Genomic DNA, 11,981 nt, shown 5'->3' on the forward strand with positions numbered 1-11,981 from the left:
AGCGCGAGGCCTGTCTCGACGCGTTCCGCTGGCTGCACCGCTACAACACCCACGCCGTCATCAACCGCATAACCCATGTCCAGGATTCGGGGTCAAGGCCCGGACCCAGGCCGCCTTCTCGATCACCTGGGTCATGCGGCGGTGGGGGCACCCGCCACGCGGTGCTCGCCGCCGTTGCGCTCCTGCCAGAACCGGTACACCTCGACGGCGTCCTCGCGCGCCTCGTAGCGCATCGGCATCCGGCGCTCCTGCCAGGGCTTGGCGATCTCGTCGTAGAAGGTGGCGAGTTCGAAGTACTTGCGGTCGTCGACGTAGTGGGGCTCGTAGGCGTCGCGGGTGGTGAGGAAGACGACCTCGTCCGGCGAGCAGTAGTACAGCGAGCCCAGGCACATCGGGCAGGGGTGGGCGAGGACGTAGATGGTGGTGCCGGTCAGATGCTCGGTGCCCAGCTTGGTGCAGGCATCGCGGATGGCGAGGATTTCCGCGTGGGCGGTGGGGTCGCCGCTCTGGGCGACCTTGTTGGGGCTCTCGGCGAGGATCTCGCCGTCCTTGACGATGACGGTCGCGAAGGGTCGGCCGCCCTCGGCGACGTGCTGGCGGGCGATGTCGATGGTGCGCTGGACGAAGTCCATGGAGGTCCTTCGGGGGTTAGCGAGGCAAGGACGCCGGCAGGCGGCTGCGGGGCTCGGGGAACGGGGGCGGGCCGGGCCGGAAGGCTGCTTCCGGCCCGCCCCGTTGCCGCCCTTCTGTGACGCCGTCTCGGTGCCGGATCGTCAGAAGGGCTTGGTCGGCAGGTACTTGCCGTCCAGGGTGATGACGGCGCGCTCGCCGCCCTCGGGGTCGGCGACCTTCTTCACGTCGAGCTTGAAGTTGATCGCGGAGATGATGCCGTCACCGAACTCCTCGTGGACCAGGGCCTTGAGGGTCGTGCCGTAGACCTGGAGCATCTCGTAGAAGCGGTACATGGTCGGGTCGGTCGGGATCCGGTTCGGCATCGAGCCACGGACCGGGATGGTCTGCAGCAGCATCGCCGCGTCCTCGTCCAGGCCCAGCAATTCGGCAACGGCCTTGGCGGAGTCCTCCGGCAGGGGGTGCTGGCCGAGGACGGCGGCGGTGGTGAAGGCCACCGACAGGCCGGAGGCGTCGGCGATCTGCTTCCAGGAGAGGTTCTTACGGGTCTTGGCCTCCACGGCGGCGGCGGCCAAGGCCTCGCGAGCGGTCGGGTCGAACTGTGCGTGCACCATGATCGGTACGTCCTTTTCTCAGGTGGGCCACTTCATGAGCAGGGGGTGGGGGTGGAGTGGCGAGTGGGTGGGAGTGGATGCGGGGTTCCCGGCAGGCTGTCGCGGGCGGGAAACCGAAGCCGGGAGGGTCAGGCCGCGAGCGCGGGGCCTGCGGCGGTCAGGTTCTCGACGCGACCGGTGGGGATGTCGTAGACCCAGCCGTGCAGGGCGGCCTTCCCCTCCGCCAGGGCGCGGGCGACCGAGGGATGGGTGGCCAGGTTCGCCAGCTGGACGAGCACGTTCCGCCGCACCAGGGCGGGAACGCCACCGGCGGCAGTGGCGCTGGCCTGGGTGGCGTCCGCGTGCCGCAGCCAGGCGGCGACCGCCGGGGCACCGCCGAGGTCGTGGCCCTCGGCAAGTGCGGTCATCGCGCCGCATGCCGAGTGGCCGCAGACGACGATGTCCTTCACACCCAGTGCCGCGACGGCGTACTCGACGCTCGCCGCCACCCCGTCGGCTTCGGGGCTGTAGACGGGCACCAGGTTGCCGGCGGTACGGATGACGAACAGGTCACCCGGCTCGGTGCCGGTGATCAGCTCGGGGACGACGCGGGCGTCGGAGCAGCTGATGAAGAGCGTGTGCGGCGTGTGATGCGTGGCCAGATGGGCGAAGAGCTCCGCCTTGGCCGGGAAGACGTCCCTCTGGAAACGGGTGACGCCCTGAGTGAGGTCCTGCATGGTCACTCCCTTCGGGTGGTGATCCGCCCCTGCGGGCTGGTGAGATCCACCATGCATGACCTGTATCTATAGTGTCCAAGAGCTGTTATCCATGAAAGCTATCGTCCGCATCTATAGTTGATCCCATGGCTGTTCTCGAACTGCGTCACCTGCGCTATCTGCTCGCCGTGGCCGAACACGGCAACTTCACCCGGGCCGCCGAGGAACTGCACATCTCGCAGCCCACGCTCTCCCAGCAGATCAAGCAGCTGGAGCGGACCCTCGGCGTGCAGCTGCTGGACCGCACCGGCCGGACCGTGCGGCTCACCGACGCCGGTGCCGTCTACACCGACCACGCCCGGCGCGCACTGCGCGACCTGGCCGCCGCCGAACGAGCTGTCCACGACGTCCAGGACCTCTCCCGTGGCCACCTGCGCCTGGGCGTCACCCCCACCTTCACCGCCTACCTCGTAGGCCCGCTCACCGCCGAGCTCCACAGCCGCCACCCCGGCATCAGCCTCACCCTGGCGGAGATGACCCAGGACCGCATCGAAGCAGCCCTACTCGCCGACGACCTCGACCTCGGCATCGCCTTCGCCGGCCCCCACCTGCCCGGCGTCACCGCCGCCGCCCTGTTCACCGAGACCCTCAGCCTCGTCACCGGCACCCCGCGCGCCCAGGCGATGCCGGACCCCCTACCGGTCCGCACCCTCAACAGCGAGCAACTCGCCTTGCTCAGCGGCGACTTCGCCACCCGCAACCACATCGACGCCTACTTCGCCCGCCACCGGACTGCCCCCCGCATCACGGTCGAAGCCAACTCCATCCAGGCCCTCACCGAAATCGTCCAGCGCACCCCGCTGGCCACCGTCCTGCCCGACGCCATCACCCACGACCACCCCCACCTCACCCCCGTCCCCCTCGACCCGCCCCTACCGTCCCGCACCGTCACCCTCCTGCACCGCGAGGGCGCCTACCGCAGCGCCGCCACCCGCGCCTTCACCGAACTCACCCACGACCTCGTCCGCACCCGCGGCTACACCCCGCCCCCGTGAACCGCCCGTCCCCGGGGCGGGTCCCCCGCGAACGCCGCTAAACCGAAGCAGGATCCGCGGCGGGCGCACGTTCAGCCAGCGGGTGCGAGGCCGCCGCATCGGCGCTCCGCCGCTCCACGGAGAGGAGATCCGCTCGGGGATCACCTGATGATCACCTGATACGGAGCGCACCCGCTCTGCCCGCAGGTGACAACGAGCCTGCCTATGTGACAACCAACGCGCTTCGGCTCAAGACGGTCGGCGGGGCGTGCCCCGGCAGCCGGGTCTTCGGCGTCGGATACGGCACGCGCACGGCCCTGCGCAACGGCCTCGCCGGCAGCGGCCCAGCCTCGGTGTCCACGCGGGCGGGCCCATCCCCTGTCCGAGGGGCGAGTTGACGGCTGACGATACGAGTGTGGTGGCGTAAGGGCGGCTCCACCTGGACAACTGAACTCAAGTCAGTGGGGTTACCGAAGCCGGCAGTCAGTCGCGGGGGCGGAGGCTGGCTTCTTCGAGGTCGAGTTCGTGTTGGATCCGGCGCCGGGTGGCGTTGCTGATCTTGTTCGCTTCGTAGAGGCGCTGGAGCTCGGCCACCTCGATGGCGATGAGTGTCCGGCGTATCTCGCGGTAGGCGTCGGCAGGACGGGCGTCCGGGTCGCTGTAGTGGGCGTCCTCAACCTGGTGGATGCGCGCTTCCAGATGACGACGGGCCTGTATCAAGGCGGCCTCGGCGGCGGTACCCAGATCAGCGAGCTGATCTAGATCGCCCAGCAGTTTGAGCTCGTCGAGAGCGGCGTTGGCAATGTGTCGGCGGGTCCGGGCCTCCTCGCGGGCGGTGTGCTCCGGTTCCAGAGCGATGCCGGAGCGGCGGACGACAGGGGCCAGGGTGAAACCCTGGAAGATGAGAGTGAGCGCGACGGTCCCGGTGGTGAGTGTGAGAACGAGCGCCCGGTGCGGCAGCGGCGCCCCTGTGTGGGTGACCAGGGGGATGGAGAGCGCGGCTGCCAGCGGCATGACACCTCGGGTGCCCGCCCAGGACAGGACGGCCGGAACGCGCCAGGAGAGGCGGTTGTCGCCTTCCATGTGCCGGTGGTGGATCAGGGCGGACAGCGGGAAGATCCACAGCAGGCGGATCGCCAGCAGAGTGAAGGCGATCACCGGCACCCACAGCGGCCAGCCGTGCTCGTCGCGCGCGAGATGACGGACCGCCCAAGGGAGCTCGAGGCCGATCAGGGCGAAGACGACGCTCTCCAGCAGAAACGTCAAGGTGTCGTAGACGGCGTGGACCTGGAGGCGGACGGGGGCGTTGCTGAGCTTGTGGCCGGTGCTGCCGAGGACGACCCCGGCCACAATGACGGCGGTCACGCCGGAGGTGTGCGATTGCTCCGCGATGACGTAGGAGGCGTATGGAGCGACCAACGCGATGACGGTCTCCAGCATGGGGTCATCGGTCCGCCTGTGGATCAGGGTCACCACTGCGGCGACCGCCGCCCCGATGAGGGCCCCTCCGCCTGCAAGGATCAGAAACTCTTCTACGGTCCCGGGCACGCTGATGGCGCTGCCGGACACCGCGGTGGCCACGGCGACCTTGTACAGGACCAGTGAGGTGGCATCGTTGAACAGGCTTTCTGCCTGCACCATGGCCTGCACGCGCGGTGGGAGAGACAGGCGCCGGCCGAGCGCGGTCACGGCCACGGGGTCGGTGCTGGCCAGGACAGAGCCGAGGATGAACGCGGTCGCGGCCGTGAGCGGGGTGATCGCGCGGGCCACGTACCCGACGGTGATGGCCGAGGCGAGGACCAGGCCGAAGACCAGGCCGGTCACAGGCCGCCACACGGTGCGCAGGTCGCGGACGGAGATTTCCCCGGCCGAGGCGTAGAGCAGCGGTGGCAGCACCAGCACGTTGATCACGTGAGGCGGCAGGCGCACCTCGGGAACCCAGGGCATCAGCCCCACGACCAGACCCACCACCACAAGGAGCGAGGGGGCGGGCAGGCTCCAGCGCCGGGCACCGCTCGCCACGGCTGTGGCCACGACCACCAACAGCAAGACGACGATCAAGCCGGTCATGGAACGTCCTCGGTGGATTGCGGCTTGTTACCCCCCTCTGGCCAGGTGCTTTACCAACGTAACGGACCTCGGGCGGTGATGCAGCCGACGTGGAGCAGCAACCGTCCAGAGCCCCAGTAGGTCTACACCCGGCGGCACGCACGGCCCGGCGACGTCAGCGGGCCCGCATGCTGACCGATGCGCGGTCATGGGCTGTGAAGGATGCGTTTACGGAGGAGTGGGAGGTGCGCGCGGCCGAAGCCCATGCGTTTGAGGAGTTTGGCTCTCGTGACGTGACCTTGGTCGTCCTCCAGGCAGGCCGGTCAGGCGAGGCACACGACGGGTTCCCGAGAAGGCCATCACCCTTACGCCCGCGATACTTCAGTAGCTCAAGCGGCGGCGTAGTTCCACCCGGCCGAAGCGATGGCCGATGTTCACGAAGAGATCGTCCAGTTCCAGGTCCCACTGCTCGGCAACACGCTCAAAACCCGCAGGTCAGACAGCGAAGTCCCGCTGGCGTATTAGGCGGTCTGGAAGGAGCGTTTGGCGAAGCCGAGGACGTAGCCGTCGATGACGGTCCTCACGGGTCGTTCGGGCTCGCCGCCGGCGCCGAGGGTGATGAACAGCGGGGTGTAGTGGTCGGGGGTGGGGTGGGCGTGGGGCATGCCGGGCGCGCGGTCGCGCCAGGCGGCGAGTTCGTCGACGTCGCCGCGGGCCAGGGCGTCGGCGGCCCAGGTGTCGAAGTCGGAGGACCAGGAGGGGACGGTGCCCTTGTGGAGCATGTCGGGGGTGATCGCGTGGATGCCGTGGGTCATGAACCCGGAGCCGATGACGAGGGTTCCTTCCTCGCGCAGGGGGGCCAGGCGGGTGCCGAGTTCCAGCAGTCGGGCGGGGTCGTGGGTGGGCATGGACAGCTGGAGTACGGGGATGTCTGCGAGCGGGAACATGGCCATCAGCGGGAGCCAGGCGCCGTGGTCCAGGCCGCGGCTCGGGTGCTGGTGGACGGGCTCGTCGTGCGGCATCATCGCCGCCACCCGTCGGGCCAGCGCGCTCGCGTCGGGGGTGTCGTAGCGCAGCTGGTGGTATCGGGGGTGGAATCCGGCGAAGTCGTAGACCAGCGGCGTGTGGGCGGCGGGCGCCGACAGGGACAGCGGCGCGTGCTCCCAGTGGGCGGAGACGATCAGGACGGCCCTGGGTTTGGGCAGGCTTTGGGCCCAGTCCAGGAGCTGGCGCATCCAGGGGCCGTCGTCGAGCAGTGGCGGGGCGCCGTGGCTGAGGTAGAGGGCGGGCAGGGGACCGTCGGCGCGGGTCCAGTCGCGCTGTGCGCGGGCCCGGCGTAGGGCGTCGGGCAGGAAGTCGTCGTAGGCGCCGGCGGGCACGGTGGGATGGAGTATCGAGGACACGGTGAGCCTTCTGCGGGGCGGGCCGGAGTGATGGGTGAGGCGCATCGTCAGTCCAGGTGGGTGTCGGTGGGGTCGATGGCCTGGTTGACGCGGTGGCCGATGGTGCGCAGGGTGCGCTGCTGGGCCTGGGTGAGCGGGTCGAAGACGAGGCGGCGGACCTCGTCGACATGGCCCGGGGCGGTGGCGACGACTTTTTCCCAGCCCGTTTCGGTGAGGATGGCCAGGGTGTAGCGGCCGTTGTCCGGATCGGGGGTGCGGCGCACCCAGCCTTGCTTCTCCAGGCGCTTGACCACGTGGGACAGGCGGGAGAGCGAGCCGTTGGTGAGGATCGCCAGGTCACTCATGCGCATGGTGCGTTCGGCGGCCTCGGACAGTGTGGCGAGGACCTGGTACTCGAAGTGGCTGATGTCGGCGTCGCGCTGCAGCTGGGTGTCCAGCGCGTTCGACAGGTTGATCACCATGGCGGTCAGGGAGAGCCAGGTCTGCCTCTCCTCGGCGTTCAGCCAGCGGGGTTCATGCGTATCCATGACCTCATCCTAGCTTGATCCTTCAAGTCAAATCTAACAGCTTCACTTGACGCTTCAAGCGTGTCGGGTTAACTTCAACTTGAAGGTTCAAGTCACCGTATGAGGAATTCCCTGATGAACACCGCTTTGTGGATCACTGCCAGCGTCCTCGCGCTCCTGTTCCTGATGGCCGGGCTGATGAAGCTCAGCCAGCCACGCGAGAAGCTGGCCGCCTCAGGCATGGCCTGGGCCAAAGACTTCCCCTCCGGCGCGATCAAGGCGATCGGCGCGGCCGAGGCCCTCGGCGCCGTCGGCCTTGTACTGCCCGCCGCGGTGAACATCGCACCGGGCCTGGTGCCCTGGGCCGCCCTGGGCCTGGCGGCCACCATGGTCGGCGCCGCGGTCGTCCACGCCCGCCGCAAGGAGAACCAGATGATCGGCGTCAACCTGGTCCTCCTGGCCCTCGCCGCAGTCGTCGCCTGGGGCCGCTTCGGCCCCCACGCCTTCTAAGCCTCTCCCTCTCTCCCTCTCTCCCCAGCGTGATCTTGTAGACAAGGAATCGATATGATCAACCGCCGCAACGTCCTCCGAGGCGGAGGCGCCGCTGCCCTGGGCGCCCTCGCCATCACCGCGGTAACCAGCGGAACCGACCTGGCAGCCGCGGCCACGGACAACCGGGAAATGCTCGGCGACCCGGCCTCCACCCCGCAGACCGAGTCCCTCTGGCCGACCACCCTGACCCATGCGGAGCGCAAGAACCTGGAGGTCTTCGACGAGCTGGACTTCGTCGTCTACTCCCACCAGCAGTGGGACCGGATCGCTGAGAGCCACGCACAGAACATCCGCGTCCACTGGCCCGACGGCCACTACACGGACGGCATCGACCGGCACATCGCCGACATGAAGGGCCAGTTCGTCTGGGCACCGGACACGCGCATCACCGAGCACCCGATCCGCATCGCCAAGGACAACCTGACCTCGGTGACCGGCGTCATGCAGGGCACCTTCACACGTCCCATGCCGGACGGCAAGGGCGGCTTCATCCAGCCGACGGGCAAGAAGTTCTCCGTCAACATGGCCACGGTCGGCATCTGGAACAAGGACGGAGTGATGGACGAGGAGTTCCTCTTCTGGGACAACCTGACCTTCTACCAGCAGATCGGCCTCGCCTGACAGCGCGTGGCCCGGCGGTGCGGGAACCGCTGGGCCACGCAGAGGCGCGTCAGGCATCGCCGCCACCGGGCGCGGCGAGCGACGAACTGCTTCCCCCCAAGGTGTCCCAGCGCATGCCGAGCAGCTCGGCGAGGTAGTCGCGCCTCGGCCGGCTCTCACGGGACATGGTCTCCAAGTGGCGTCGCCGCTTCCTGGAACACCGGCTTGAGCCACCAGGTGATCAGCAGCCTGCCGGGGTGGGGCCCAAGCTCGGCGCTGAGTTCGTCGCCGCGAACGGTGGCGACATGGACGCCTTCGAAGACGTACTACGACCGCAAACGAAGCGAGGGAAAGGGACACAAGCAGGCCATCCTGGCCCTCGCCCGTCGTCGCATCAACGTCCTATGGGCCATGATCCGTGACGGAGAGTTCTATCACACACCACCCCCTGTCACCGCCTCGGCTTGACATCCTGACGGGGAAGCTCCATCTCAAGCTCGGCGATCTCCTTGCGCTGCCTCCCGGACCGATCACCAGGATGGGACTTGCACCAAGAAGACCCGAACAGGGGCGCGGGACATTTACCATCAACCAGCAGTTCGTGAACGTCCAAGTGTGGGCCACGCTGTCGGCCCACCTCGAGGGGGCGAGCGTGACGCGTGAACTCATTTCCTACTCGCTACGGCACTTCGTCAGCGTTTTCACCGCGGACGGAGCTGCCGGTACCGCGGAATCGGCCTACCTGCGGTCGGTCGAGGCGGCGATGCTGGCGGCCAACAACGCCTACACCTCCCGCCGGTACCAGGAGGCGATCGACGGATACCGGACCGCGCAGGCGCTCATCTACGGCCACCTGGACGTGGGGGTGCATCTGGGGGTGCTGCGGGAGATCGACCTGCTGCCGCGTCACCCCGACCTGCTGCCACCGCTGTTGTCCGCCGCCGTTGAGTGGGCCAATGTGCTGCCGGTATCCGGTCCGCGGTCGGGGATCCAGCCGCGGGTGACCGTCGACCCCGAACTGCTGTCGCAGACCAGTCGGCTTTCGGCCGCGGGGCTGACCTCAGCGCAGTTTTCTGGCCCCGGCCTGCAGGCCGCCGCCGATGTGACGATGTACCGGACCATGCGGGGGCTGGGCAACGAGGCAGCGGCGGCGTTCCACCTGCGACGCGCGGAGCAGACCAGCCCCGAGGTCACCCGGCTCCTCCTGGCGGACCAGTTGCCCCAGGATGTGGGAATCCACTCGGCCGGGAGCGTCCCCGCCGACAGCGGCGCCGACAGCATCACCGAGGCGCTCGGCGAACTGGTCGCCACCGCTGAGGCCGCACCACCGCCGCCTGTCACGCTGCCGCCTGCCGCGACCGTTGACCGCAATCTCGCGCTGGTCCTCGATGAGCAGGACAATCAGTGGGTCGTGGGCTGGCAGGCGGGCGATGCGCCCCCGATCGACCAGGTGTCCGAGGCCGTCTATGCGCGGCGGGTCTCCATGGAGGTCTTGACCGACCTCGTCTCGCACCCGCAGGTGCCCAGCGATTTCAGCATTTCCCTGCCCCACCTGTACTTCTACGTGATCCCGCTCGCTCTGGCCGAGTGCTACCACGCGCTGCAGGACTGGGAGCGGGCCGAGCAGCTGTATCTGACCGCGAGTTCCTACCCGTATCTGAACACCGCGATCGAGGCGCCATATGTCTGGCTGCGGCTCGCGACCCTCTACCTGGACTGGGGCAACCAGCTGTACCGCGACGACGACGCGGCCTCAGCCCTACCCGTCTATGAGCGAGTGCTGACCCTCGACGGCACCGCGCCCGCGGACAGCCCGCTGTTCGTGACGGCGTCGCTGGCCGGGCCCGCCGACATGGCCTGGAAGCTCATCAGCGTGCTGGACGCCGTGATGGCCGACACCTCGAAGATCACCAGCCTTGGTGTCGACCCGGTCCTCGCCGCCCTCGTGTTCGAAGTACACCAACGCCTGGTCCAGATCGGAGCCGGTCTGGACTTCTGGGGCCACTGGCACCCGACCGTGCCGATCTGGACCTTCGACTACCTTCAGCAGGTGGCGGTCGGCTTCGCACAACTCGCGATCTCCGCCGAGCGGGACGTGATCAGCTTCTGGGACCGGGCCGACCAGGGTCAACTGACCCGAATGGAGCTGTCCCAGCGGGTCGCCCAGGCGCAGGCCGAGTCCTCGGCGGCCGCGGCGCAGGTCGCTGCCGCCGCGGCCGAGCGCGACGCTTACCAGGCCGGAGCGGACCTGGCGGACACCCGGGCCGCCGACGCCAAGGCGAACGCCGACGAGTACGCCGCCGTGTCCGCGGACGCGATCGTGCACCAGGCGTTGCAGTCCCAGCTCAGCGGCGGCGACGACGGCGACTCGGAGACGCTCAACGCCTACGCCGACCAGATGCTGTCCGGCTCCTACAGCCTGACCGGCAGCCGCGGCACGTTGGCCGCATCCGAGCAGCTCACTGCCTCACGCCTGAACCGGCAGTACGAGGTCGACTCGATGCGCCGCACACAGGCCGAGATGGAGGCGGCCGCCGCACAGGCGAAGGCCGAACTGGCCGCGGCCGACGCCCGGGTCACCGCCGCGCAGGCCGCGAACGCGGTCGCCGAACTACGGGCGGCGCAAGCGGCCGCCACTGTCGAAGCCTTTGACGCGCAGACGTTCACCCCCGACGTGTGGCACGCCATGGGCCAGGAGATGATGCGTCTCTACCAGCGCTACCTGGGCATGGCTTTGAAGATCGCCAAGCTGATGCAGAGCGCCTACAACTTCGAGACCGACCAGCAACTGGCCCTGATCAAGGCCGGCTACACAGCTGACGAGGTGAAGGGCCTGCTCGGAGCGGACGCTCTGATGGCCGACATCCAGAGCTTCACCTACGACCTGGTCACGGCCACGCGCGGCAAACCGCAGCCGGTCAAGCAGACGATCTCGCTGGCAGAACGGTACGGCTGGCTGTTCGAAACGGAGTTCCGCAGGACGGGCTCCATGAGCTTCGAGACCCGCGCCGACGACTTCGACAGCGCCTACCCGGGCACGTACGCAGGCCGGATCCGTTCGGTGGAGGCCGAGGTGGTCGGAGTCGTACCGGTCACCGGGCTGTCCGGAACGCTGACCAACAGCGGGATCTCCTCCTACCGCACCCCGGCCGCGCTGTGGGACGACCCTGCGAGCAGCGGGCTGAAACACCGCGTCCAGCCGCGGGAGACACTGGTGCTGTCGGACTTCTCAGCACGTTCCGACAACCTCACCGCGCCGCCGGACCAACGGATGGGCGGCATCTTCGCCGGCGCCGGCGTCCTGTCGTCATGGCGGCTGGACATTCCCCGAGAGGTCAACGACATCGACTTCGGCGCACTGCTGGACGTGCGGTTGACCTTCACCTACGACGCCCGCTTCGATCCGGATCTGGCCTCGCGCGTGCTGAGCGGGCTGCGCGGCCTCCCCGGCGTGGCCGAACGGCAGCGCGGGATACCGCTGCGCTGGCTGTATCCCGACCTCTTCTTCCGATTCCGGGAGACCGGAACGTTGCAGCTGACGCTGGCCGCCGCGGACTTCCGCACGAACGAGACAGCGCCGACGCTCACCAGCGTGGGCGTGGTCGTCGGCACCTCGGCGCCCGCGTCGCCCGGCGGCATCACCGTGTCGCTCGCGACGCCGGCCACACCGGCCGCGGCCCTGAAGGCGACCACGGACACCCAGGGATCGGCCAGCTCGGCAACCACCGGCAGCCCCTGGACACCACTGGCGACCGGGAGCGCCCTGGGCACCTACCAACTCGGCGTGGACGCCGGCGACAATCCCGCACTCGTCCGGGACGGCCGACTGGACCTGAGCGGGATCACCAACCTCGCCCTCGTCCTCGGCTACTCCTTCACCCCGCGCGGCTGAGGGGGC

At 68.8% G+C, this 11,981-nt stretch carries 10 protein-coding genes and 1 pseudogene; 5 read left to right on the forward strand and 6 right to left on the reverse strand.

All coding sequences use genetic code 11. The annotated features are described in order from the left end of the window. Window positions 1-131 precede the first annotated feature (131 nt). From ACWD35_RS23240 to ACWD35_RS23250, 3 genes are all read right to left on the reverse strand, one after another. Window positions 132-632, reverse strand: a complete 501-nt coding sequence (locus ACWD35_RS23240; protein ID WP_451353203.1) for a nucleoside deaminase — start codon at window positions 630-632, stop codon at window positions 132-134. Between the two features lie 141 nt (window positions 633-773). Next, a complete protein-coding gene (gene cynS, locus ACWD35_RS23245; RefSeq protein ID WP_451353204.1) occupies window positions 774-1,244 on the reverse strand; it encodes a cyanase in 471 nt (156 codons plus the stop codon). Window positions 1,245-1,372: 128 nt separating this feature from the next. After that, entirely contained in the window at window positions 1,373-1,960 is a 588-nt protein-coding gene (locus ACWD35_RS23250; RefSeq protein ID WP_451353205.1) for a carbonic anhydrase, read from the reverse strand. A gap of 125 nt (window positions 1,961-2,085) precedes the next feature. On the opposite strand from ACWD35_RS23250, the gene cynR reads away from it, so the two are divergent. Further along, complete coding sequence (gene cynR / locus ACWD35_RS23255; RefSeq protein ID WP_451353206.1) at window positions 2,086-2,994, forward strand: transcriptional regulator CynR; 909 nt, start codon at window positions 2,086-2,088, stop codon at window positions 2,992-2,994. A gap of 462 nt (window positions 2,995-3,456) precedes the next feature. Here the strand turns inward: cynR and ACWD35_RS23260 are convergent, their stop codons facing one another. The 3 genes from ACWD35_RS23260 to ACWD35_RS23270 form a co-directional block, all read right to left on the reverse strand. Further along, on the reverse strand, window positions 3,457-5,043 hold the full coding sequence (locus ACWD35_RS23260) for a Na+/H+ antiporter (RefSeq protein WP_451353207.1): 1,587 nt from the start codon (window positions 5,041-5,043) through the stop codon (window positions 3,457-3,459). A 500-nt stretch (window positions 5,044-5,543) separates the two neighbouring features. Then, window positions 5,544-6,425 carry a dioxygenase family protein gene (locus ACWD35_RS23265; RefSeq protein ID WP_451353208.1) on the reverse strand — a complete coding sequence of 294 codons (882 nt, stop codon included), beginning with the start codon at window positions 6,423-6,425 and terminating at the stop codon, window positions 5,544-5,546. Window positions 6,426-6,472: 47 nt separating this feature from the next. Continuing rightward, entirely contained in the window at window positions 6,473-6,952 is a 480-nt protein-coding gene (locus ACWD35_RS23270; protein WP_451353209.1) for a MarR family winged helix-turn-helix transcriptional regulator, read from the reverse strand. Between the two features lie 114 nt (window positions 6,953-7,066). On the opposite strand from ACWD35_RS23270, the gene ACWD35_RS23275 reads away from it, so the two are divergent. The 4 genes and pseudogenes from ACWD35_RS23275 to ACWD35_RS23290 all read left to right on the forward strand — a co-directional run bounded on the left by ACWD35_RS23275 (window position 7,067) and on the right by ACWD35_RS23290 (window position 11,975). After that, window positions 7,067-7,441, forward strand: coding sequence for a DoxX family protein (locus ACWD35_RS23275; protein WP_451353210.1), 375 nt, complete (start codon window positions 7,067-7,069; stop codon window positions 7,439-7,441). A gap of 54 nt (window positions 7,442-7,495) precedes the next feature. Continuing rightward, window positions 7,496-8,104 (forward strand): ester cyclase, encoded by a 609-nt coding sequence (locus ACWD35_RS23280; protein WP_451353211.1) that lies wholly within the window; start codon window positions 7,496-7,498, stop codon window positions 8,102-8,104. 294 nt (window positions 8,105-8,398) lie between these two features. Next, window positions 8,399-8,551, forward strand: a pseudogene (locus tag ACWD35_RS23285) (IS110 family transposase); the annotation flags it as partial. 133 nt (window positions 8,552-8,684) lie between these two features. Further along, window positions 8,685-11,975, forward strand: coding sequence for a Tc toxin subunit A-related protein (locus ACWD35_RS23290; protein ID WP_451353212.1), 3,291 nt, complete (start codon window positions 8,685-8,687; stop codon window positions 11,973-11,975). Window positions 11,976-11,981 lie beyond the last annotated feature (6 nt).

It is taken from the genome of Streptomyces sp. NPDC002671, assembly GCF_053592475.1.